Genomic DNA, 25,207 nt, shown 5'->3' with positions numbered 1-25,207 from the left:
ATGACAAAAATCCTCCTTCTGTCCGATACTCATAGCTATATCGATGATATTATTTTGAAATATGTTAATCAAGCCGATGAAGTTTGGCATGCTGGAGATATTGGCGATTTGAATGTTACCGATACAATTAAAAAACTAAAACCTTTAAGAGCAGTTTATGGAAATATCGACGATGCAAAAGCAAGACTGGAATTTCCGCTAAACAATCGGTTTATGTGTGAAAATGTTTCCGTATGGATTACACATATTGGCGGTTACCCGGGTAAATACAACCAAAATATAAAAGAAGAGATGGCGCAGAATCCTCCCAAATTATTTATTTGTGGTCACTCGCATATTTTAAAAGTGATGTTCGATAAAAAAAACAATTTATTACACATGAATCCTGGTGCAGCCGGAAAAAGCGGTTTTCATCAAATGCGTACAATGCTTCGCTTCGTAATTGAGGATGATAAAATAAAGGATTTGGAAATTATCGAAATCGGAAAAAAATAAACTTTTAATGTGGAAGCGGAATTTTTATTTTTATTGTTGTTCCGTGATTCACTTTTGAGATAATATTAAAAGTGCCTCTAAATTTTTTAATTCGGGCTTTTATTCGATTTAGTCCAAAGCCCTCTGTTGCATTTGTTTTTTTTGTATCAAATCCCACACCGTCATCATCAATCTTAATGATAAAAATGTTTTGATTTTCTTTTAAATTGATTGCAGCAGTTTTTGCATTACTGTGTTTGATGATGTTGTTAAAGAGTTCTGAAACAATAAAATAAATTTTCATTTCAAATTTTTCAACATATCGCTTATCTGTTGGAATAGTGCTAGAAAACTGAAAATTTATTGAACTGTTTGAGTTTCGTTCACATAAATCTTCTAAAGCATAAATTAAGCCAAACCGAACTAAAAGACTAGGAACAAGGTCGTGCGACATATCTCGTAAAAGATCATGCGCTTGAGCTAATATGTCTTTTGTTTTTCTGATTTCTTCCGACTCTATATTGTTTTGTGCCGTAAAAGTGTTTAAATGCAGTCCTGCAGATGACAGCAAAGAATTGATATTGTCATGTAGGAACGAAGCGATTTTTTTGCGTTCTGTTTCTTGAGTGTCAATTCCAGAATTAATAATATTCAGTAGGATTTTTTGCTTGACGTCTTTTCGCTTTATTTTTTGTTTTAATTTATTATTCTGATAAAAGAAATAAAAGAGAAAAAATAAGATTATAACAAGAAGAATTGTCAAACTGACTATTTTTTTGTTTCGGAGCTGAACAAGTTTATGCAGTTCTGAAACGGGTGTTTTGGCATGCTGTTGCTGTATGTTTTCTTTTAAAATTTTGCTTTGTTGGCAAAACACAAGATTTCCATTAAAAGAAATGATGAGAAGAAACAAAGTTAAAGTTCTAAAAACACGCATAATCGAAAGCAGTTAAACTGAGTTTAGTTTTGAAGAATTACGGATTAATCAAATTGTTTTTTAAAGCATATTTGACCAAACCAATTGTGTTTTTCATATGCAGTTTTTTCATGATATTTTTGCGATGGGTTTCGACGGTATTTACACTAATAAATAGTTGCTCGCCTATTTCTTTTCCGCTGTATTCTTGCGAAATTAGTTTGACAATTTCTAGTTCCCTTGGAGTTAAAATTGAATTTTCAAAAAAAATGTTTTCTTGTAATTTGGGGGTGTTGTGGGAAAAACTTTCGAGTATTTTTTCTTTGACAGCGGCCGAAAAATATTCTTGTCCGCTATGAACGGTGTTTATGGCTTCAATAATATTTTCGCCGGCGCATTTTTTTGTTAAATATCCTTTTGCATTTAATTTCATTACTTCCTTGATGATTTTTAAATCATCATAGCTAGACAAAATTATGATTTTGCAATGGCTTTCTTTTTCATTAAATTCTTGTAAAACTTTGATGCCGTCTTTTTCGGGCATACTTATATCTAAAACTAAAATATCAGAATTATTTTGTACAACATCATCATAAATGGTGTTCCCATTAAGTGAATTGCCTACAACTTCAAAATTTGAAACTGTTTGTAATAGATTAGTAAGGCCATCAATAAGTACTTGATGGTCATCTGCGAGATGAATCCTTATTTTATTTGTCGTCATTGTTTTGGAAATGAGAATGCAAAATTAAATAGGAAAGATGTTTTTAAATAGCCTTATTAGGCCTGTTTTGTATCATTTAAAGCCACAAAAAAACCCGAATAAAATATTCGGGTTCTCTTCGCACAAAAAATTAAGTTTATAGGTTTATCTCAAACGATCTACAGATTTTACAAGATCTTCGTCCTTTTTGATGGCCTTATTAGCTAAAACTAATAACACGATAGCAACAATCGGAAGAAACATCCCAATACCTTTCTCTGAAACAGCGTTAACTGTCTCTCCAGATAAATTTAGAGAGCGATATACAAATAATCCTAATAAAATTAAATTTAATATCATGTTCAGTCTGTTCATCACAAACTGATTTTGTCTTTTTTTGTATGAAATAATACTAACAATAGTAAGCATTGTACTTAACCCAATTATTACAGTATATATGGGATCTTGATTAAAGAAAAATAATGTTCCGCCTTTTAATGTCCATAACGGAATAAAAAGCATCAAAACACTTGTTGCAATAAATGCAAGAATTAAATATACAGTTTGAATTCGTTGTAACATAACTTGAAATTGTTTTACAAAAATATATTTTCTTTTTTACAAATACTATTGTATGATTAAATTTTATTCGTATTATTGCATCATAATACCGTAAGCACTTCATACTGCGGTCAATTGAAAATATTTATCTACCTATTCTTTTTACTGTATTTCCTTTAAAATAATTAAATTCATAGAACATTCATGTTTGATATTTCTGCATTAAAAGAAATGAAGCTTTCTGAGCTTCAAGAAATAGCTAAGTTAGCTAAAACAATAAAGTTTAATGGTGTTAAAAAAGAGGCTTTAATTGGCCAGATTTTAGCGCATCAAGAAGCGACTGCAACGCCGCCGGCTCCTGCTGTGGCTGAAAAGGAAATGTCAGATGATAAACCAAAAAGGGCGAGGATTGTTCCTGCTAAAAAAGCAGCTGTTTCAAAAAATGCTCCAGTTTTAGAATTTGATAAAGCCGAGGAAACAATTCCAGAAAAAAAGGAAACCCCTGTTGCAAAGCCAAAAATTCAGGTAGTTCCAAAAGTTCAGGAAGGATTAGACGCTGAGGAAAATACAGAAAAGCCTGTTGCAGACAAAAAAGAGCCGAAAATCGTAAAATTTAATAAATCTGCTTACGAGAAAAAGGTTGCACTGCAAAAGGAAAAAGAAGCGGTAAAAGAGGTGATTGCTGAAGAAGGTTCTGAGAATCAAGCTCCAGTAGCAGAAAAAGCAGAAACAGCGCCTCAAGCAAAAAAGATAAATCCGAATCAAAACAAAAATCAAAACCCAAACCAAAATCCGAATCAGAATCCAAACCAAAATGGAAATCAAAACGGTAATGGAAATGGAAATAACGGAAATCAAAATCCGAATCATAAAAATAAAAAGAATAATTTCAGAGATTCAGATTTTGAATTTGATGGAATTATTGAAAGTGAAGGTGTTCTTGAGATGATGCCAGACGGCTACGGATTTTTACGTTCGTCTGATTATAATTATTTAGCTTCTCCAGATGATATTTATTTATCAACTTCACAAATCAGATTATTTGGACTTAAAACTGGAGATACAGTAAAAGGAGTGGTTCGTCCTCCTAAAGAAGGTGAGAAATTTTTCCCTTTAGTTCGTGTACTTAAAATTAATGGTCACGATCCGCAAGTAGTTCGCGACAGAGTTTCTTTTGAACACTTGACACCTGTTTTTCCTTCTGAAAAATTCAAATTAGCCGAAAAAGGCAGTTCTATATCAACTCGTATTATTGATTTATTTTCTCCGATAGGAAAAGGGCAGCGTGGTATGATTGTAGCACAGCCTAAAACGGGTAAAACAATGCTTCTTAAAGATATTGCAAACGCAATTGCAGCAAATCATCCTGAAGTTTATCTAATTGTACTTTTGATTGATGAGCGTCCTGAAGAGGTTACTGATATGCAAAGAAGTGTTCGCGGTGAGGTTATTGCGTCAACTTTTGACAGAGAGCCACAGGAACACGTAAAAATTGCTAATATCGTTCTTGAAAAAGCAAAACGTTTAGTAGAATGCGGACATGATGTTGTAATCTTATTAGATTCGATTACGCGTTTGGCTAGAGCTTACAATACAGTACAACCAGCTTCTGGAAAAGTATTGAGTGGTGGTGTTGATGCTAATGCATTACAGAAGCCAAAACGTTTCTTTGGAGCTGCTAGAAATGTAGAAAACGGTGGTTCATTAAGTATCATTGCAACTGCATTGACTGAAACAGGTTCTAAAATGGATGAGGTTATCTTTGAAGAATTTAAAGGAACCGGTAACATGGAACTTCAATTGGATCGTAAAATCGCTAACAAACGTATTTTCCCTGCAATCGATCTTACGTCTTCAAGTACACGTCGTGACGATTTGTTATTAGACGAAAAAACATTACAAAGAATGTGGATTATGCGTAAATATCTGTCAGATATGAACCCTGTAGAGTCTATGGATTTTGTAAACGATCGTTTCAAGAAAACCAGAAATAATGAGGAGTTTTTGATTTCTATGAATGACTAGGTAAAGATTCTAAGTTGCTAAGATACTAAGATGCTAAGGTTTTTTCTTTGCGATTAAACTAAATGATGTAAAAAAGGGATGAGTTTTAAAACTCATCCCTTTTTGCTTTTTTAACCTTAGTACCTTAGTATCTTAGTATCTCAGAACCTTAGCAACTTATTTCTTATCAACTACCGGTCTATTCTCTCTATTAGCTAAATCCCAGGCAACAACAAATGCTAATTGTGTTCTTTTTGCTAAAGCATCGTATTCGATTTTTTCTGGTTCGTCGCCTTTTCCGTGATAATCTTCGTGAACTCCATTGAAGAAGAAAACAGCAGGAATACCAAATTTCGCAAAGTTATAGTGATCAGAACGCTCATAGAAATGATTTGGATCTTTAGGATCATTAAACTTAAAATCCAAGTCCATTTTGATGTATTTCTCGTTTTGAGCGACAACAGCATTGTGTAAATCTGATGAAAGTCTGTCAGCACCAATTACATAAACATAATTGTTTGTTTTAGCATGTTCAACGTCACGACGGCCAATCATATCAATATTGATGTCAGTAATTGTATTTGCAATTGGAAATAAAGGGTTTTGAGAATAATAACGTGATCCGTGTAAACCATGTTCTTCACCCGTTACATGTAAAAATAAAATAGAACGTTTTGGTCCGTGTCCTTCTTTTTTAGCTTTTGCAAATGCTTTTGCGATTTCCATAACGGCTACAGTTCCAGAACCATCATCATCAGCTCCATTGTAGACTTCGCCATTTTTGATTCCGACGTGATCATAATGTGCAGAAATTACCAAAACTTCATCTGGTTTTTCAGAACCTTCAATGTATGCCCAGATGTTTTCTGAATCAGGTAAATTTTCATTGCGTTTTGCATTTAAAAAAGCTGCAGGAATATGTTGGTAATAATCTGTTGCTCCTTTTGGGAACGAAATTTTATTTTTTTTGTATTGCTCGATCATGTAAAGTCCAGCTTTTTTCTGTCCTTTCGATCCAGTTTCACGGCCTTCCATTTCATCAGAAGCAACAACATAAAGCATTTTTTTTAAGTCTTTTGCTGTAATGCTGTTCATGTATTTGGTTGGGTCTGAATTGTCTTTTGAAGCAACAGACTGTGCATTTTTACATGAAAATGCTGAAGCAATTAGTAATAGAATTACAATTTTTTTCATTGATTAGTTAGTGTAAGTTGATAAATATATATAGCATATAAAAAACGAGTAAAAATAGGATAAAAAAGAAGTTTATAAAAAATAAGATAAAACTTTTAACAAATGAAACTATTCTGCTTTCGCCATAAAAACGATGATGTGCCGGATAAAAATAATAACACATCCAGACAATCCCAACGAAATTAATTAGATTACCTATGACTGTAAGTGCGCCGTTTTCTCCAAATAAGCCAATTATTTTAGTGATAATAAATAATAGGAGAAAAATTAAAAGCAAAAAGGAGAAATAATGTAAGGTAAAAATACCATGATCAAAGTAGTACCATTTCTTTTTGTTATGGAAAATCCATAAGAAAAAGGCAAAGAAAGGCATTATTATAAAGAGGATTTTCGGAATATTATGAATAAAAGATTCTATGAATTTCTCTATAATTTGTTTCTTGGTATTGTTTTCAGTAACATGTATTGCTTTTTCATAAACCCAATATTGAAAATCAGAAAGTTTTTCGCTCTCTTTTCCATACTTTTGAATAGAGTCAATTTCTTTCATTGTTTTTAATTGAAAGTAATTTTTATTGACTTGTTTCATTGTTTTTGATTCAAGGTAGTTTTTATCTTTCAAATTTTCAGTTTTATCTTTGCTGGATTTCTCAAAATTTGAACTGATTTCATTTTCACCTTTAGTAAGATTCTCAGTTACCTTGTTAGGGAACATGGCAATTAGAAGGAAAGTAACAAAACTTATAAAAATATAAAGACGAACAGGGGCCAGATAGGATAATCTTTTTCCGGACAAATATTCTTTAGTTAAAGTGGCAGGTTTAAAAAGAAGATTTTTAATGGTCTTCCAGAATGCATTTTCATAATGCGTTAAATCTTCAAAAAAATGAATAAATAAATGATGAAATGTTTTGCGGGTATCTGTGTTTTCCTGACCGCAGTTTGGACAAAATTTCTGTTCTACAACGTGCCTGCAGTTCAAACAGGTTTTATCTTTTCTAATGGGACTATGTGACATTGGTTAATTTGTTGATTTTGATTTGGTTTAGTTAAGGTTTTATTTTTTTAGAACTTCGTCAAGAAATAATTTTAAGTGCTCAAAAGCTCTTTTTGCTGCAACAGGATTATAGGCAGCTCCTTTAGAATTGTCGCTTCCAGCTTCTGGATTTGTAAACGAGTGAACAGCATCAGCATAATAAATCATTTGCCAATCGGCTTTAGAGTCGCGCATTTCTTGCTGGAAAGCAGCAACTTCCTCTTTAGATACAAATGGATCATCGGCACCGTGGCAAACTAAGACTTTTGCAGTAATTGGGGTTGTCGGTCTTGAAGCATCTTTTCCTAAACCGCCGTGAAATGAAGCGACTCCTTTTACGTTTAAATGACCGCGCGCAGCTTCAAGAACTCCAGTTCCTCCAAAACAATAACCAATAACAACAATGTTATCAGCATTTGCTCCAGATTTAATTAATTCCTGCAAAGCAGCGTTGATTCTTTTTTGGTAAGCCTCGTAATTAGTTTTGTAGAAACCTGCCTGTTTTCCTGCTTCCGAAGTATTTTTTGGATAATTTCCTTCTCCATATATATCGGCAATAAAAACATGATAGCCTAATTTTGATAAATCTTGGGCAATTCCTTTTGAAGCATTATCAATTCCAAGCCAAGCTGGCAAAAGTAAAATACCAGGATTCTGACTGCTTTTTTTAGCTGGTTTTATAGATAAACCATTTAATGCCTGATTTCCATCGGCATATTTTACGGTTTTTAATTGTGCGCTTATAGTGTTAGAAAACAATATGGTAGCAAAAATAAGAAGGGCTGAATTTTTCATCGATTTACAATTTTAAACAAATATCAGAAATATTATCTTATAAAAAAACCTCGAAAGAAAGTTCTTCCAAGGTTTGTTTGTTATGATTTTTCTTGTCAAAATTATTCTCCGGGATGATAGGTTTTTTCGGCATTTTTAATGACATCTTCTTTATAGAATAAAACGTCTTTAAATTGGCCTTTTCGATACATTTCAGCCTGGTCAATAAAATGTTTTGAGTTTTCATTACCACTGTTTCCACCTGCTAATAATGACTTTGCTTTAATTTTTGGGCCAAATTCCACTGCGCAGATAAAACTGTTTCCGTTATATCCGTAACGTTTTTTAGAACCATTTTGGTAACTGCTTTTAAATGATGGCAGACTTCCCCAAGAACCGGGGCCGTAACCAATTGGCAAACTAGGTTTTGAATCGTCATATTTTAAATCAATTGCACCGCTTGAACGCTGATAACGATTAATTTCACCCCAAGCTACTTGCCATGTTCCAAATTTTGATTCTAATTCTTTTAAAACTGTCTGCAGTTGTGGAATCATTTGCGATGTTGTAGCATTTTTTGCAAAATTCCTCGTGTTTTCAACTTGGTCTAATTGGCCTTCATCAATATATGCTTTTAGTATAATTGGGTCTAATTTATAAGCCCATTCAACGGCTAATGTGGTTGCCACCGAATTTTCTTTAGCATAATAATCCCAATATTTCAGAATTGAAATTGGTTCTTTTAATGCCATATATTCTGGGGATTCTAGGCTTACATTTTTTTCGAAAACATTGACTAAACTCGGAATCAATATTTCGAAAATAGATAATTTAGAATCGTAGCCATCGGCAATTACTTTGGCTAAAGTATATTTATTGCCTTTGCTGAAAATACGGACTGCATTAATTCCTCTAAAATTTTCTCCATCTGGCGCCATATAAGCAGCATAATTCTCTTTTTTAGGACTATTTTCTCCAGCAACTGAAAAAGGAGTGGAGTTGCAATTTTGAAGCCAGCCATTTATAGGATTATAAACATGAACAGTTTCATCAACTTCGTGTAAATCTTTCCATTGTGTTGAAGAAATCGATCCGTCAACAACTTTAGACCAATTTAGATGTTTATCTCTAATTGGGATAAAATTTCCATGCCAATACGCTATATTTCCTTTACTATCTGCGTAAACGGTATTATTTGACGTATTGGCTTTTAGGTCCATTGCTTTTTTATAATCGTCAAAGTTTTTAGATTTTGTTCGTACCCAACTTTGGATTAAACTGGTCATTGATCGATTATTTGATTTTAAGCTGATCCATTTTCCGTCGCGTTTTGCCATAATTGGCCCGTTATTAGTAAAATAGGTTTTGAACTTTTTCGGAATCAATTTTCCATTTTCAGTATAATTAATTGTGATTTCTTTTTCGATAACCGGAAGGAGTTTATTATCGAATTCATAAAATAGCTTTCCTTTTTTATCAATGATTTTTTCGGCATACATATCGGCAACGTCAACATTTGATGAGGTATGCATCCAGCCACAGTTGTCATTAAAACCCTGATAAATAAAAAATTGCCCCCAAGTCACAGCGCCATAAACATTCAAGCCTTCTTCACTAGTGATTTGAACTTCTGGTCTAAAATAAAAAGTTGTATGCGGATTTATGTATAAAATGGCATTTCCGTCAGCGGTTTTTGATGGTGCAAATGCAAATCCGTTTGAGCCGGTCTGAACATATTTTTCTCGTTCAACATACGCAACTTTATCATTATTTCCAGAATAAAAAGCTTTTAACTCGGCTGTCGAAAGATCCGCAGTACTAATGGCGCCAATACTTCCATCGGTCCAAAGCAAAGGAAACCACGGTTCAAAATGCGTTAAAAGTGCCGGTTTTACTTCTGGATGTTTGTATAAATAAAAATTGATTGCATCGGCATAACTGTTAAGGAGTTTTTTTAGCCATTGAGGTGCTTTTTTATAGTCAGCTTTTGCTTCGTCAGTATCGATTAAAAGTTTGATTTCTAAATCATTATATAAAACAGATTGCCCTTTTATTTCTGAAAGTCGGCCGAGTTTTTCAATATAATTCATTTCGATTCTCTTAAAATCGTCTTCGCATTGTGCATATAACAATCCAAAAACGGCGTCGGCATCTGTTTTTCCGTAAACGTGCGGAATTCCCCAATTATCTCGAATTATAGTTACTTGTTTTGCCGATTTTTCTAAGCGTTCAATTTCTTTCGGATTGATTTTTTGTGCCGAAAGTTGAAAACTAAGACAAATAAAAAATAATGATTTTATGATTTTGGAATAAGAATGCATGATTATTTTATATTAAATTTTTGACCGGCGATATAAATGCTCATTTGTAAATTTTCGATCGAAATGAGATTATTCTTTTTTGATTTTTTGATGCCTTTTGGTTTTCGTACCACAATAACTTCACTTTCTCCAGCAACTTCAATTTCATTGTTTCGAACAATTATTGCGGTCGCTTCATCGATTCCAATTCCGGTTAAATCAGGAAATTCAACTAAAGCTGAAAGCAGGCGATTGTAACGATTTCTCTTTAAAAAATGTTGATCAATAACGGCTGTTTTCAATAATCCCAGACCTTCTGAAGTTTCTAAATTATCATAGCGAATATTATCAAAAGTTCCTGAATATTCCTTTTCTAATTTCTGATTTCCCGTAATCATTTTCTCCGACATTACTGCGGCTCCGGCGCTGGTTCCAGAAATTGTACTTCCGTTTTCGTATGCTTTTTGAATTGCAGTTTTGATTGGAGTATTATGAACCACGGCCATAAAACGGCTTTGATCGCCGCCGCTGATGAAAATCAATTTTGCATTTTGAACAGAATCTGTCAGTTTTTTATTTTGCGCCGTTGCTGCATTGAAATTCAGCATTACAATGGGGTTTTGCGTCAATTTCACCATTTGATTTTTAAAGAAAATAAAAGAACTGTCTGGTTCTTCGCTTGACATTGGCAAAACGACGATATAATCTTTTTTTCCTAATTCGGCTACAGCCAAAGCCTGTTTCATCAAAGCATCAGAACGTTCGCCTCCGCCAATTATGAATAATTTTCCTTTTGAGTTTTGCGCCTGCACCAAAAAGCTTGTCAATAGCAATAAAGTCAAAATCAATTTTTGAAAAGGAAATTTAGAAAGAAACGGGTTTTTCATGGTTTTGGTCTTTAATTATGCTGATTCTCTAAAAAATCTAAAGCGAAGAATTAGAGGCGCAATAATGTTTTAGCATAGTGTAACACTGCATCCTTCCATCCAGCGAGTTTTTTATTTAAGAGATTTATAGTGAAATATTTCTTTTAAAAGCACAGCCTAATTCAATGATCGAATCTGTTTTTGCGATACCAGGAATGCTGTCAATTTTATCGTAAAGAATTTTACGCATATGTTCATGGTTTTTTGCAATAATTTTAATGTAGAGTGTAAAAGAACCGGTAACATAATAACACTCTGTTATCTCGGGAATTTTTTTCATTTCTTCGATAATTCGATCAGAATCAGAATCTTTGTTAAGTGTGATTCCGGTAAAGGAAGCCCAGTCGTAACCGATATTTTTTTCTTGAATAATTGGTTTTATACCACCAATGACACCCTGCTCGATCATTCTATTAATACGCTGATGCACCATGGTATTTGAAATTTTTAAATTGGCAGCAATAGCTGAATAAGCCATGCGCCCATCTTTTTCCAATTCTTTCAGTATATTAATATCGAATTCGTCTAGTATATCCATTGTTTTAAATCTTCTTTTTTGATTTATAAAAGTAATTATTTTTTTCAATAAAAGGGAATAAAATAGAAGATGTAGTTTGGTGATATTTATTTTTTATTGACTATAAAAGATAAATTTGACTTTTTTTAATGATATTAGTGTTTAATTTTGGTTTATTTATGGTGTATTTACTATTTTTTGATATTTTTGCATTTGAAAATAATATATTATGACACATACAGAAAATATACTTTCATCGAAATCTGAAATTTTGATTGAAAAAGAGAATAAATACGGAGCTCATAATTATCATCCGCTTCCTGTGGTTTTAGAAAAAGGAGAAGGTGTATATGTTTGGGATGTAGACGGAAAAAAATATTATGATTTCTTATCAGCTTATTCAGCAGTAAATCAAGGACATTGTCATCCTAAAATTGTGCAGGCAATGGTCGATCAGGCGCAAAAACTGACTTTGACTTCGCGTGCTTTTTACAATGATAAATTGGGGAATTATGAAGAATATATAACCAATTATTTTGGTTTTGATAAGGTATTACCAATGAATACAGGTGCTGAAGCAGTTGAAACAGCACTAAAAATATGCAGAAAATGGGCGTATGAAGTGAAAGGTATTCCTGAAAATCAAGCGCAGGTTATTGTGTGTGAGAATAATTTCCACGGAAGAACCACTACGATTATTTCATTCTCTAACGATGAAACGGCGCGTAAAAACTTTGGCCCGTTTACAGACGGATTTATAAAAATTGAATACGATAATCTTGAAGCACTTGAAAAAGCTTTAGATTCTTCAAAAAATATTGCTGGATTTTTAGTTGAGCCCATTCAAGGTGAAGCTGGAGTTTATGTTCCATCAGAAGGTTATTTGGCAAAAGCAAAAGCGTTATGCGAAAAACATAATGTTTTATTTATTGCCGATGAAGTTCAGACAGGAATCGCTCGTACAGGAAAATTATTGGCAGTTCACCACGAAAATGTACAGCCTGATATTTTGATTTTAGGAAAAGCAATTTCGGGAGGTGTGTATCCTGTTTCGGCTGTTTTAGCAAATAACGAAATAATGAATGTGATCAAACCGGGTCAGCATGGATCTACTTTTGGTGGAAATCCTGTTGCAGCTGCGGTTGCGATTGCAGCATTGGAAGTTATAAAAGATGAAAAACTAGCTGAAAATGCAGAGCGTTTAGGTGCTATTTTGAGACAAGGTTTAAATAAAATTGCTGAAAAGAATAACTTAATTACGCTTGTTCGCGGAAAAGGACTTTTGAATGCGATTGTAATTAATACTGATGAAGATTCTGATTTAGCGTGGGAAATTTGCTTAAAATTCAGAGACAACGGTTTATTAGCAAAACCTACTCACGGAAACAAAATTAGATTGGCTCCGCCATTAGTGATGACAGAAACTCAAATTCAGGAATGTCTTGAAATTGTTGAGAAATCTTTGAATGAGTTTAGATAGAAGATTCTAAGTTGCTAAGATTCTAAGTTGCTAAGATTCTAAGATTCTGAGATTCTGAGGTTTTTTATCAATTATAATTGAAAAGGTTCAAAGTTTTATAGTATTCTATAAACCTTTGAACCTTTGTTACTTTGTCACTTTGTACCTCAAAACTAGAAATTAACTTCCGTAGCCTGGATTTTGAGTGATTTTTTTGTTGGTATCCATTTCTTTTAATGGAATAGGGAACACCAATCTATTTGAATCATATGGAAGAACTTCGGAACCATCACCATCTGTGCTGATATCGATTGAACGTTTTGTTCTGCGGATGTCATGAATTAAAAATCCTTCCATACCTAGTTCTAATTCGCGTTCCAATAAAATATCATCAACAGTCACAGTTAGCAATTCATCTGCGTTTGCTCTTGAACGAATAATATTAATGTCGTCCAAAGGTGTATTTCCTACTGAAGTTCCAGCACGTAAATTGCTTTCAGCTCTAATCAAATACATTTCAGCTAAACGGATAATTGGCAGATCGGCAAATTGATCAGTGAATTTAGAAGTCAAAAGCCTTCCGTTATCTTCATTTTCATAATTGAATACCGCTCTGTCATCAGGATCGCTGAATTTATCTAAATAAGTATCTCGTATAGAAAAATCTCCTCCGCGTCCGCCATTTCCTTCAGAAGCATAAAAAGTTACAGCATCATTTAAACCTGTTTGTTTTGTGATTTGAATGGCAAAAACATCTTCGGCTTTATCAGAGTCATGATTAAATGCATCTGCATATTTAAGAGATAATGCATGTCCACTGTTTTCAATAACATCATTCGCGGCATCTCTAGCCGCTGCATAATTTTGCTGTTGCAAATAAACTCTTGCTAATAAAGCTTTAGCAGCATATTTATCAGCGTAAAAGCTGTTTTCTTCAGGAAGATTATTATAGGCTAAATTTAATCCATCAATGATCACCTTGTAAACTTCGTCGACAGTACTTCTTTCTTTTGAAAGATCTACGCTGAAATCGTAAATCGCATTAGGCCTAATTACAACTCCCAATTGGGAATTAGCTTGTCCAGCAACATAAGGTTTTGCAAAAAATCGAACCAAGTCAAAATAGGCTAATGATCTTAAAAAGTTAGCCTCGCCAATCATAACCGTTTTTTTGTCTGGATCTTTAATTTTGTCGATATTTTCGATAACCGTATTTGCGGCATTAATCATCGAGTAAAGTCTAGAATAAGTACCTTCGATAATTACGTTGTCAGAAAGCATTGTTTTGAGGTACATTTGTCGAAGTTCGCCAAAACTTCCGCGCCATCTTAAATCGGTTGTGCTTAGCGAACCTGTCACGCCAAGTAAATCTGCATAAAGCAAAACGCGTCCACCATAAGCATTTCCGTTAGCAGCAAGTGCGTACGTGCCAGTAAGAACATTTGTAACACCGCTTTCAGTACTTAAAGTGACTGAAGCATCTTCAGACTGCTTAGGATCTAAGTTTAGTTCGTCTTCACAGCTTGTGAAAAAGACTGCAAAAATTATAAGTAAGATTAATTTATTTGCTTTCATTTTGTTCTTTTTAAAAATTAATATTTACTCCAATTGCCATAGTTCTTGCAGGTGGTGCAGAGTAAAAATCCTCTCCAATTCCTGAGTCATCTCTTCGTGCTTCGGGATCTGTACCTTCATAACCTGTAAAAGTAAGCAAGTTTACAGCTGTAAAATAAATTCTTAAACTGCTCATTCCCGCTTTATTTACGGTTTCCTTAGGTAAAGAATAACCTAATGTAACGTTACGCAAACGTATAAAATCTGCTTTATCTAAATAACGGGTAGATTCCTGTGTTCCGTTAGAACCTCCAAATCTTGCTTGAGGTACATTTGTAATATCGCCTGGATTTTGCCAGCGATTTAACTGATCTGCTGTTTGGTTGTCAAAATAATCTGCAGCAGTTGACTGGAATGTTCCGGCAGAGTTATAGATACTTGCTCCCCATTCACCTTGAAATGTGAAATTGAAATCAAAGTTTTTATAATTCATTGTATTTGTTAATCCAGACATTAAAGTAGGGAAAGGATTTCCAGCTACAATTCTTTTGGCTTCACTGTAATCGTTAGTTGTGCTTCTGTCAATACTTCCATCGGCATTTGCTGTGTTTTTTACAAAAAGAGCATCTCCATTTGCTGGATCAACACCAGCATATTCAACTAAATAAAATGATGAAATATATTCTCCAACACGATTGATGTTGTAATCTGTAATAACATCAGTATTATTATTTGGCAATGATTTTACTTTTGATTTGTTTGTTGTAAGGTTGAAACTAGTAGTCCATTTGAATTTTTCTGTTTCAACATTTTTTGTATTCAAAGTAATTTCAAATCCGCTGCTTTTTATTTCTCCAATGTTTGTATTGATCGATGTTGCACCAGAACTTGGGGCTAAAGGTTTCTCAAATAGAAGACCGTTCGTACGTTTATCATAATAATCGACTTCTAAATTGATTTTATTAAGGAATCCAACTTCAACACCAACATCTGTTTGAGAAGATTTTTCCCAAGTAAGATTGTTATTTCCAGCTTGGCTAAAAGTTAACCCTGATTTTAAATTATAAGAGTTAGGTCTGTATAATTGGCGTGAGGCAAAATTTCCAACCTCCGCATTTCCGACCTCACCCCAGCTTGCTTTTAATTTCAAATAACTTAAAACGGTATTGTCTTTTAAGAATTCTTCTTGTGACATAACCCATCCGGCAGAAAACGCAGGGAAAACTGCAAAGCGTTCATTTTTTCCAAAACGTGATGATCCATCGCGACGGACACTTGCTTTAAAAAGATATTTATTTTTGAAACTATAATTGAATCGGCCAAATTGAGAAACAAAAACATAATCAGTTTCGCTGCCGTGTCCTTCATTTACTTCGGCACCGCCATCAACAGTGTGGAAATCATCATTAGGGAAATAAATACTGTTTACATCTTGGTATCGTCTATTATATTTATTGAATTCCATACCTGCAACAGCGTTTATAGTATGGTTTTCACCAAAAGTGTGATCGTATGTAAAGTAATTACTGAAAACATAACTTTCAGTGTTTACAGAGGTTGCAAAAACAGCTCCGTCCGTAGCCATAAATGGTGCATTTTTACCTTGCCAGTAATCCTCGGTCTGAGTTAATAAGTCGTAAGCAAAATCGGAATTAAATTTCAAACCTTTTACTAGTTTTAATTCACCGAATATTTTTCCTGTAACTCTTCGCATAATGGTTTTCCAAGAAGTATTGTCTTTTGCTAATAAATAATTGACATACTCTGTATTTGGATTTGGAGTTCCATCTTCTAGTCTCGCTTGCGAAATTGGAGCTTGTGCTACAGATTGCATAGGTGTAGAAAATGAATTGTCATCTTGAACTCTGTCAATAACAGATCTCGAAAAACCGATATTCATTCCAGCTGTAAAGCGTTCTGTAATTTTATGCGACACATTTGATCGTGCTGTTATTCTTTCTAAACTATTGCTGTCAATTATACCGATTGTATTGTTATAAGCTCCAGAAAAGAAATATTTTGTTTTGTCATCACCTCCCGAAACAGAAAAGTCGGCATCAGTGGTATAACCGGTCTGTAAAGCAATATCTTGCCAGTCTGTATCAATTTCTCCATTTCTCCAGTCGGTTCCTTGAGACAAATATTCTAATTCATCTTCAACAGATTCTAAATCATCAACATTTCGGCCTGCTTCCTGTAATAATTCTACATACTGTTTTGCATTCAGCCATTTTTTTGTGTGAGTAGCTTCACTCACACCTTGAGAGAAGTTTAGAGAAAAATTTCCTTTTCCTTCTTTTCCTTTTTTTGTTGTAATGATCACAACTCCATTGGCTCCACGAGCTCCATAGATTGCCGCAGAAGAAGCATCTTTTAATACATCAATCGATTCTATTTCATTTGGACTTAAAGTTAACAGCGGATTTGTTGGCGCCCCATTACTAGACTCATTATCAGTGATAAGGGGAATACCATCTAAAACATACAAAGGCTGCGTACTGGCGCTAATACTGGCAGCACCACGAACTCTAATATTCATTCCTCCTTCGACCTTACCGTTTGTCTGTGTAATTTGTACCCCGGCTAATTTACCAACAAGGGCATTCTGCACGTTGGCAACAGGTACTTGTTGAATGTCTTTTGCCGTTACACGGGCTATGTTATCAGTTAAATTCTTTTTTGATTGTGTACCGTAACCTACAACAAGAACAGCTTCAAGCTCATTTTGAGTTTCAATCATCTGAATTGTCATAGAATTAGAAGCTTTTACTTCAACGGTCGCAAAACTAACATAACTAGCAACTAAAATATCGCCAGTATTCGCTTGAATTTTGAAATTTCCGTCAAAATCAGTTTGTGTACTGACATTAGTTCCTTTCAATACAATATTTACTCCCGGGATTGGAATTCCTTTTTTGTCAGTCACTGTACCAGAAATTGCGCCTCCTTGAGCCACGGCTATTTGCACGCTTAAAACAAGCAAAAGCCACAAAAAATGTTTTAAATTAATTTTCATTTTTTATTGGGTTTAAATTAGTTATCTCAAATATCTTAAATTAATGTTAAGTTGAAACCTCTTTTTAACATTAAAAATAACACATAAGTTCATTTTTGTAGTATTTGTAACATTCAGCACTTAAAAACTTTTTATTTGTAAAAATTTAAGTGCTAATATGATTAATTTTTAATTGATTGGATTATTTTTAGGATGTATGTATGAATAATTAACATAAAAACAGAGAAAGTAATAGCTATATTAATATTTATAAAGCAATTAATGAATTTGTTAATAAAAAAAGCGACTGTTCAGGAAAACAATCGCTTTTGGGTATAACTACTTAAAATATCAAAAAAAGTAATTATTTTTTTTGAGAATTTAATCTCTGTATTTCTAAAACTTAGCTTTTTTAAGTTCCCACAAAGTCTTGATAAAAGTATCAACATCTTGCGTAGTATTGTAAAATGCCAATGAAGGACGAACTGTGGTTTCAACTCCCATTCTTCTCAAAATGGGTTGCGCACAATGATGTCCAGTTCTTACCGCAACACCTTCTTTGTTTAAAGCTTGTCCAACCTGCTCGTTTGTATAACCTTGTAAATTAAAAGACAATACGCTTGCTTTATCTTTTGCAGTTCCAATTAAGCGTACGCCTGGAATTTCTTTGAGAAGCCTTGTAGCATATTCTAACAAATAATGCTCATATTGGCCAATTTGTTCAATGCCAAGTTTCGTTACATAATCAATTGCTGCGCCAAGGCCAATGGCATCGGCAATATTTCCGGTTCCGGCTTCAAAACGATTGGGTGCTTTGTGGTATTTAATTTCCTCAAAAGTCACATCCTGAATCATGTTTCCGCCAGATTGATACGGCGGCATTTCGTTTAATAAATCTTCTTTGCCGTATAAAGCTCCAATTCCGGTTGGCCCAAAAAGTTTATGTCCAGAAAAAACCAACCAATCTGGATTTAAATCTTGAACATCAACTTTCATGTGCGAAACAGATTGTGCGCCGTCAATTAAAACTTTTGCTCCGGCAGCGTGTGCCATTTCGGTGATTTTTTTGGCTGGAGTTACGGTTCCTAATGCATTTGAAACTTGCGTAAAAGCTACTAAACGTGTTTTTGAATTCAGCAGTTTTGCATATTCGTCAAGCAAAATCTGACCGTCATCATCAACAGGAATTACACGGAGTTTTAAGCCTTTTTTATCAGCCAGTCTTTTCCACGGAACTATATTAGCATGATGCTCCAGATTGCTGACAATAATCTCATCTCCCGAGTTTAAATTTTGATCGCCCCAAGTTGAAGCTACTAAATTTATTCCTTCGGTAGCGCCACGGACAAATACAATTTCATTTACTGATGCTGCATTTAAAAACGTTTTTACTTTTTCACGAGCGGCTTCATAAGCGTCAGATGCACGTGCTGCCAATTCATGAGCCGCGCGGTGAATGTTTGAATTTTCATGCTCGTAGAAATAGGCAATTCGATCAATAACCGATTTAGGTTTTTGAGTCGTTGCAGCATTATCAAACCAAACCAAAGGTTTTCCGTTTACAGTTTCACTCAAAATTGGAAAATCTTTTTTGATCAATTCGGCATTAAAATGTGAATTTGTACTGCCGCTTAGTGGATTTGTTCCGAAGGAATTTCCAACTATCGCATTTGTATTTTTAGGATCAAAAGCAAACGGATTCTGATCTAAAAAATAATAGGAGTTTTGAAGTTCACTTCCGCTTGACGGAAAATCGTTTCGCTTTCTAAAAAAAGAATCAACAGTTTCTAAGGCAACTTTTAACTCGTTTTCAAAAGAGGAATTTTCGCTTTGAAAAGGCAAATACTGATCATTTAAAAATAGTGATGAAAAAATCGACTCCTCACTAAGTTGTGACGTGTTATTGTTTTTTAAATTTATATCATTAAAACCAGTCTGCGGATTATTAATATTTAGTCCGTTATCTTCAGGAATTCCCGAAGAAGGAATACCATATTTAGGATCGAAACCTGCACCAGCGTTTGGGTACAAAGCCGAGGCGCTCGAACTTTTAGAAGCATTCGCTGGAGAACCTCCAAAACCGCTAAACGAGGGCGGAACAGGATTTACATTTAACGGACTTTGCACTGGAAATGGGGCAATAATATTGGCACCACCGGCATGCAAAAGTGTTTCTGCAATTTTTGTTGCACGAGGATGTTCAGCTTTATCTGGGCTCAGCGAAATTTCTTTTGGAAATTCATTTGGCAGCGTACTGAACAGTTCGTTAGCTAGATTTTGCAGCTCGTCAATGTTTGGCAAACCATTTATGTTAGTATTTGTACTCATGATACTTTCCTATTTCGACATCTTCTAAAACAGCGATGGCATCATCAACCAAAATAGCTAAAGAACAATAAAGTGAAACCAAGTAAGAAGCAATCGCTTTTTCATTAATTCCCATAAAACGAACCGATAATCCTGGAGATTGTTCACCTTGTAATCCCGGCTGAATTAATCCGATAACTCCTTGACGGCTTTCACCAGTACGAAGCAGAATAATTTTTGATTTTCCCTTTACGATTGGCAGTTTGTCAGATGGAATCAGCGGAATGCCTCTCCAAGTTAAAAATTGAGATCCAAATAAAGATATTGTTGGTGGTGGGACACCTCGACGTGTACACTCGCGCCCAAAAGCGGCAATGGCCAGCGGATGCAGTAAAAAGAATCCTGGCTCTTTCCAAACTTTAGTCAGCAATTCGTCTAAATCATCTGGAGTTGGTGCGCCGGTGCGCGTTTTTATAATTTGCGAAGGCGCCACATTGCTTAATAATCCATAATCTTTGTTGTTGATTAATTCACTTTCCTGACGCTCTTTGATGGTTTCTATAGCCAGTCGAAGCTGTTCGGTGATCTGATTGTATGGCTTGCTGTATAAATCAGAAACACGCGTATGAACTTCTACAATAGTCTGAACGGCAGCAAGATTATATTCTCTTGGATTTTCAACATAATCAACAAAAGTGTTTGGTAAAACTCTTTCGTCACGTGCAGAACAATCGACTTCGATGTGGTTTGCATTTTTAACTTTATTCAGACGAAACACACCCGATTCTACCGGTGTCCAATGTAAAAGATGTGTCAGCCAGCGTGGAGAAGTGGTTCCAATTTGTGGGACTGTACGAGTTGCAATTGCGAGCTGTCTTGCTGCAACATCGCCTAATGCGGTCTGTTGTTGTTTTGATTCTGCCATTTTTCTGGTATTTTAATAGGTTTGTAAATTATTTTTTGCTTGCTTAAAGTTATTCATAATTTTAATCAAATAGCTCATCTACAGATAAATATCTTTCCCCTGTATCATAATTAAAAGTCAGAATTACAGCATTTTCCGGAATATCTTTTAGTTTTCGTGAAAGTGCGGCAAGTGCGGCTCCAGTAGATATTCCGGCAAAAATTCCTTCTTCTTTGGCTATTTTTTTTGTGAAATTGTACGATTCGTTTTTATCAACCGTTAAAATCTGATCCACATATTCCCGATTAAAAACTTCTGGAATAAAACCAGCTCCAATTCCCTGAAACGGATGCGGAGAAGGTAATCCACCGCTCAAAACTGGCGACAAGGCCGGCTCAACAGCATAAGTCTGCAGATTCGGGAAATGCTGTTTTAATATTTTTGAAACACCGGTAATATGCCCTCCGGTTCCAACTCCCGTAATTAAATAATCGATTCCATCCGGAAAATCGGCTAAAATTTCTAGAGCTGTTGTTTTTTCGTGAATTTCAACATTTGCTTTGTTGGTAAACTGCGACGGAAGAAATGAGTTTTTAATCGTCGATGCCAGTTCTTTTGCTCTTTCAACCGCTCCCGAAGTTCCTTTTTCTCTTGGTGTCAAAACATATTCGGCGCCATAAGCATTCAAAATTCTTCGGCGCTCGATACTCATCGATTCGGGCATTACAACGATAACTTTATACCCTTTTACTGCAGCAACCAATGAAAGCCCAATTCCGGTGTTTCCAGATGTAGGTTCTATAATAATAGTTTCTTCATTAATAAGTCCTTTTCGTTCTGCATCTTCAATCATTGCAAGAGCGATTCGGTCTTTAATACTGGAACCTGGATTTGCTTTTTCCAATTTAATCCACACCTCATGTGATTTAAAAAGTTTATTTAATCGAATGTGAGGAGTGTTTCCTATGGTTTCTAAAATGTTTTGATATTTCATTGGTTTTGATATTTTTTATAAAATGGAGTAATTATTTATTTCTTTAGAGATGCACCACCCGGCATTACCTCTGGTTTTAATTTGAATTTGCTGTATTCTACAACGCCAGTTCGATCTGCCCATTCAAAATAAGATGCCGAAAGTTTGTTTACAATTCCCGGATTTTGCTGTGCCACATTGGTAGTTTCACCGCGGTCTGTTTCCAAATTATATAGTTCCCATTCGTACGATGGGTAAATCGAAACTAATTTCCATTTTCCATCACGCACAGCTCTATTTCCGGCTCTTTCCCAGAAAAGCGGTTCGCCACGGTTAACTTCTGAAATATTATCAAATAAAACAGGAAGCAAACTTTTCCCAGGAAGCGGATTCGTATTTATGTTATTATAATTTTTAGGATATTCAATTCCGGCCAATTCATAAAAAGTAGGAGCAAGATCAATAATATGTCCAGTTCCTTTATCAATTCTTCCGGCTTTTATTTTTGACGGAAACCACGCTATAAAGGGGGAACTGAAACCACCTTCGTGCAGATTGTTTTTATATTGCTGCAACGGAGTATTTGATAAATACGCCCAGTTTTGTTCCTGATAATCAAATGATCCCGAGGTTCCAACTGGACCGTCATTTCGAACCAAACCTCTCCCTAACGGATTGTAAGTATTAAATCCGCCTTGAGCGCCATTGTCAGAAATGAAAATAATTAATGTGTTTTTATCTTTTTTAAGCGCTTTTAATTTATCTAAAACTTTCCCCACATTCTGATCCATGTTGTCAACCATTGCGGCATAAACTTCCATTTTTGCTTTCCAAAACTGTTTTTCGTCATAAGTCAGTTTACTCCATTCTGGAACTTCTGGATCTCTCGATGAAATAGTTTGATTGGCTGGTAAAATGCCACTGGCTTTTAGTTTTTCGATTCTTTTTTCTCTTAAAATATCCCAGCCTTCGTCAAATTTTCCTCTGTATTTTGCAATATCTACAGGTTTTGCTTGCAAAGGCCAATGTGGTGCTGTAAAAGCTAAATACAAAAAGAACGGTTTATTTTCTTTGTTTTGCTCGTCTAAAAAAGTCACAGCGTTATTGCCAATTTCATCTGTGAAATAATAAGAATCATCTTTTGGATGCAGTTCTTCATTATTGCGGATTAATTTTACCGGATAAGGCGTTTTTCCGAAAGGTAGAGGTTTGGTGTCAAAATAATTTGAGGCACCTTTTAAGATGCCGTAAAATTTATCAAAACCTCTTTGGTTTGGCCATTGCGCCTGATCTTCAGAACCAACATGCCATTTTCCTGATAAAATTGTACTGTAGCCTCCAGAACGGAAAACTTCTCCTAGAGTCAAAGATTCTTTGTTCAAATAGCCTTGATAAGCAGGCAAGCCCAAATTAACATCAAAAAAACCAACGCCGGCTTTGTGCTGATATTGACCAGTTAGGAGAGAAGCTCTCGTTGGCGCACAAATAGAGTTGTTATAAAATTCGCGCAAACGCAAACCTTCATTAGCTAGTTTATCTAAATTGGGAGTTTTAATTTCTGAACCATAGTTTCCTAAATCAGAATATCCCATGTCATCTACCATAATCAGAATGATATTTGGTTTTGCCGCTTTCTGTGCATTTATTTTGCTAAAACTGACAGCTCCGGTTATTAAGGCAGAAAATATTATTGAGGTTATTTTATTGTTCATTTTAAAATGCTTTTTGTTTGTTGTTTTTTTGTTTTGTAAGTGATAAATGTTCTTTACTTGGGTTATTTCTGTTGCCGCAGAAATGTCTTTTTATAAAGGTATAACATTATGGCACAGCTTCGTTTAAAGCGAACTGCATAATATATTGTGGGTGAAATTGGAGTAAAAGTGGCTTTTGTTCTGATTTTAAATGAAGTAAAATCATGACAAACGAAGGTAAGAATTAACAACAGCTACACATATAACAGAAGTTGTTATAGGTGTTATTTTTAGAAATGAGGAAAGACGATTTATTTATTGCTGTTTTCAAAATGTAAGTTTTAAATATTAAACTCTACTAATTCTATAGACAAAGTTATATTTAATATTGTAAAATCCAAATTAATCTTGATTTTTTTTTGAAAGAAGAAGTGAGAAAGAAATGATTTGCCACGAATTTCACGAATTAACACGAATTAAATTTGTGAAAATTGGCGAAATTCGTGGCAAAAAAAAGAATTAGGAAGAACTTTGTCAAAGTTTGGGAACCACAAAGTTGGTCATTTCGAGTCTCCTCCGTCGAAATGACAATATTGCGCATAAACTTTGCGTTTTTGCGACTTTGCGTGATAATTGCTCGCCCGCTACTTCCCGAAAAGGAAAAACGCAATAATCAACGTAACAATAACATTGAATAATTGTGCAATTAAAAAGGCATATAAGGGTTTACGGCTATTATTAGCAAGGAGATCTTTAAAATTAGTTTCTAAACCAATACTTGTAAAAGCTAAGGCAAACCAAATTCCCTGCAAATTTTTCAAACTGTCTTTTAACGAATCTCGAACTTCTGAAGTAATAAAAAAGGAAAATAGGAGAGAGGCCAGAATAAAACCAATTACAAATTTTGGAAAACGTTCCCAAATTACACTCAAAGTTGGTTTTGATTCTACAGCTTCTGCCGATTTATTATGCGTATAAGTCCAATAAACAGATATTGCAAAAGCGGCCAAACCAAGTAAAACATTCTGTGAGAATTTTACAATCGTACTAATTTTTAAAGCCGTTTCGCCAACCAAGCTTCCAGAAGCCACAACTGCTCCCGAAGTGTCGATACTGCCACCTAACCATGCACCAGTGACTTCTTCGGGAAAGTTGAAATATTTAGCAATTATGGGCATAAAAATCATCATGGGAATAGCAGTTACCAAAACGATAGAAATTACATAAGACAGTTTTTTAGAATCACCTTTAATAGCGCCCGAAGTTGCAATTGCTGCAGAAACGCCACAAATTGAAACGGCACTTGAAATCATCATGGTTAACTCGTCATCGACTTTTAATTTTCGGCAAAGCCAAAAGGCAAAATACCAGACAGACAAAACAACAACCAAAGCCTGAATTAAGCCTAATGAACCTGCCTTTAAAATATCAGAAAAAATTACACTGGTACCTAATAAAACCAATCCGATTTTGACAAAGACTTCTGTAGAAAGCGCTGAACGAAACCATTCAGGAAGTTTTATAAAATTCCCAATTGCTAAACCAATAATCAAACTGAAAATAACTGCTTCTAAATTGATGGTTTTTATAGCCGAATTTCCTGCTAGAATTAGCGCAATCAAGGTTAAGATATACAATATCGGAAAAGTCAGCAGGAAATATTTAACAGATTTTCCAATCAAAAAAGCGCCTAACGTTCCGATAGAAATCAGATATAAAAATTGAATTAGAAGAGTTTTTAGGTTTGTGAAATCAAATACTTTAGTTGTTAGATCAGTTCCGTTTGACCAACTGAAAACGGGAACTTCAGGAAGAAAAATAAAAAGTGAAATTCCGATGATTAGGAAGCCGAGAATTACGACAGTCCAATCTTCGTGAATATTAAATTGTTTAGTTTGAGTTGACATTTATTATTTTGT

The 25,207-nt window shown here is 34.6% G+C and carries 19 protein-coding genes; 3 read left to right on the top strand and 16 right to left on the bottom strand.

Going from position 1 to position 25,207, the window contains the following annotated elements; genetic code table 11:
- A complete protein-coding gene (locus EV145_RS06380) occupies nucleotides 1–495 on the top strand; it encodes a metallophosphoesterase family protein (RefSeq protein WP_133524393.1) in 495 nt (164 codons plus the stop codon).
- A 4-nt stretch (nucleotides 496–499) separates the two neighbouring features.
- Here the strand turns inward: EV145_RS06380 and EV145_RS06375 are convergent, their stop codons facing one another.
- The 3 genes from EV145_RS06375 to EV145_RS06365 all read right to left on the bottom strand — a co-directional run bounded on the left by EV145_RS06375 (nucleotide 500) and on the right by EV145_RS06365 (nucleotide 2,675).
- Complete coding sequence (locus EV145_RS06375; protein ID WP_133524392.1) at nucleotides 500–1,411, bottom strand: sensor histidine kinase; 912 nt, start codon at nucleotides 1,409–1,411, stop codon at nucleotides 500–502.
- 37 nt (nucleotides 1,412–1,448) lie between these two features.
- A complete protein-coding gene (locus tag EV145_RS06370) occupies nucleotides 1,449–2,114 on the bottom strand; it encodes a response regulator (RefSeq protein WP_133524391.1) in 666 nt (221 codons plus the stop codon).
- A gap of 144 nt (nucleotides 2,115–2,258) precedes the next feature.
- Entirely contained in the window at nucleotides 2,259–2,675 is a 417-nt protein-coding gene (locus EV145_RS06365; RefSeq protein WP_133524390.1) for a DUF4293 domain-containing protein, read from the bottom strand.
- Nucleotides 2,676–2,858: 183 nt separating this feature from the next.
- On the opposite strand from EV145_RS06365, the gene rho reads away from it, so the two are divergent.
- Entirely contained in the window at nucleotides 2,859–4,679 is a 1,821-nt protein-coding gene (gene rho / locus EV145_RS06360) for a transcription termination factor Rho (protein WP_133524389.1), read from the top strand.
- A 156-nt stretch (nucleotides 4,680–4,835) separates the two neighbouring features.
- Here the strand turns inward: rho and EV145_RS06355 are convergent, their stop codons facing one another.
- The 6 genes from EV145_RS06355 to EV145_RS06330 all read right to left on the bottom strand — a co-directional run bounded on the left by EV145_RS06355 (nucleotide 4,836) and on the right by EV145_RS06330 (nucleotide 11,426).
- Nucleotides 4,836–5,852, bottom strand: a complete 1,017-nt coding sequence (locus EV145_RS06355; protein ID WP_133524388.1) for a M28 family peptidase — start codon at nucleotides 5,850–5,852, stop codon at nucleotides 4,836–4,838.
- Nucleotides 5,853–5,859: 7 nt separating this feature from the next.
- Nucleotides 5,860–6,870, bottom strand: a complete 1,011-nt coding sequence (locus tag EV145_RS06350; RefSeq protein WP_133524387.1) for a DUF3667 domain-containing protein — start codon at nucleotides 6,868–6,870, stop codon at nucleotides 5,860–5,862.
- A gap of 39 nt (nucleotides 6,871–6,909) precedes the next feature.
- Nucleotides 6,910–7,683 carry a dienelactone hydrolase family protein gene (locus tag EV145_RS06345; RefSeq protein WP_133524386.1) on the bottom strand — a complete coding sequence of 258 codons (774 nt, stop codon included), beginning with the start codon at nucleotides 7,681–7,683 and terminating at the stop codon, nucleotides 6,910–6,912.
- Between the two features lie 101 nt (nucleotides 7,684–7,784).
- The gene (locus EV145_RS06340) at nucleotides 7,785–9,983 is read right to left on the bottom strand and encodes a penicillin acylase family protein (protein ID WP_133524385.1); all 2,199 of its coding nucleotides are present in this window, start codon (nucleotides 9,981–9,983) and stop codon (nucleotides 7,785–7,787) included.
- Between the two features lie 2 nt (nucleotides 9,984–9,985).
- Nucleotides 9,986–10,849, bottom strand: coding sequence for a cyanophycinase (locus EV145_RS06335; protein WP_133524384.1), 864 nt, complete (start codon nucleotides 10,847–10,849; stop codon nucleotides 9,986–9,988).
- A 124-nt stretch (nucleotides 10,850–10,973) separates the two neighbouring features.
- Nucleotides 10,974–11,426 (bottom strand): Lrp/AsnC family transcriptional regulator, encoded by a 453-nt coding sequence (locus tag EV145_RS06330; protein WP_133524383.1) that lies wholly within the window; start codon nucleotides 11,424–11,426, stop codon nucleotides 10,974–10,976.
- 208 nt (nucleotides 11,427–11,634) lie between these two features.
- On the opposite strand from EV145_RS06330, the gene rocD reads away from it, so the two are divergent.
- Nucleotides 11,635–12,885 carry an ornithine--oxo-acid transaminase gene (rocD, locus tag EV145_RS06325; RefSeq protein WP_133524382.1) on the top strand — a complete coding sequence of 417 codons (1,251 nt, stop codon included), beginning with the start codon at nucleotides 11,635–11,637 and terminating at the stop codon, nucleotides 12,883–12,885.
- A 159-nt stretch (nucleotides 12,886–13,044) separates the two neighbouring features.
- On the opposite strand, the gene EV145_RS06320 is transcribed toward rocD, so the two are convergent.
- The 7 genes from EV145_RS06320 to EV145_RS06290 all read right to left on the bottom strand — a co-directional run bounded on the left by EV145_RS06320 (nucleotide 13,045) and on the right by EV145_RS06290 (nucleotide 25,195).
- Complete coding sequence (locus tag EV145_RS06320) at nucleotides 13,045–14,439, bottom strand: RagB/SusD family nutrient uptake outer membrane protein (RefSeq protein ID WP_133524381.1); 1,395 nt, start codon at nucleotides 14,437–14,439, stop codon at nucleotides 13,045–13,047.
- A 10-nt stretch (nucleotides 14,440–14,449) separates the two neighbouring features.
- The gene (locus tag EV145_RS06315; protein ID WP_133524380.1) at nucleotides 14,450–17,434 is read right to left on the bottom strand and encodes a SusC/RagA family TonB-linked outer membrane protein; all 2,985 of its coding nucleotides are present in this window, start codon (nucleotides 17,432–17,434) and stop codon (nucleotides 14,450–14,452) included.
- A gap of 375 nt (nucleotides 17,435–17,809) precedes the next feature.
- On the bottom strand, nucleotides 17,810–19,741 hold the full coding sequence (locus EV145_RS06310) for a family 2A encapsulin nanocompartment cargo protein cysteine desulfurase (protein ID WP_133524379.1): 1,932 nt from the start codon (nucleotides 19,739–19,741) through the stop codon (nucleotides 17,810–17,812).
- A complete protein-coding gene (locus EV145_RS06305; protein WP_035647078.1) occupies nucleotides 19,725–20,645 on the bottom strand; it encodes a family 2A encapsulin nanocompartment shell protein in 921 nt (306 codons plus the stop codon). The genes EV145_RS06310 and EV145_RS06305 overlap by 17 nt, the downstream gene beginning before the upstream one ends.
- 61 nt (nucleotides 20,646–20,706) lie before the next feature.
- Nucleotides 20,707–21,618 carry a cysteine synthase A gene (cysK, locus tag EV145_RS06300; RefSeq protein ID WP_133524378.1) on the bottom strand — a complete coding sequence of 304 codons (912 nt, stop codon included), beginning with the start codon at nucleotides 21,616–21,618 and terminating at the stop codon, nucleotides 20,707–20,709.
- Between the two features lie 35 nt (nucleotides 21,619–21,653).
- Nucleotides 21,654–23,309 (bottom strand): arylsulfatase, encoded by a 1,656-nt coding sequence (locus EV145_RS06295; RefSeq protein ID WP_133524377.1) that lies wholly within the window; start codon nucleotides 23,307–23,309, stop codon nucleotides 21,654–21,656.
- 623 nt (nucleotides 23,310–23,932) lie between these two features.
- Entirely contained in the window at nucleotides 23,933–25,195 is a 1,263-nt protein-coding gene (locus EV145_RS06290) for a YeiH family protein (protein ID WP_133524376.1), read from the bottom strand.
- Nucleotides 25,196–25,207: the final 12 nt, after the last annotated feature.

It is taken from the genome of Flavobacterium sp. 245 (genome assembly GCF_004362055.1).
Classification (GTDB): Bacteria; Bacteroidota; Bacteroidia; order Flavobacteriales; family Flavobacteriaceae; genus Flavobacterium.
Note: the sequence above shows the minus strand (reverse complement) of the source record. Positions and strands in the feature narration are given on the sequence as shown.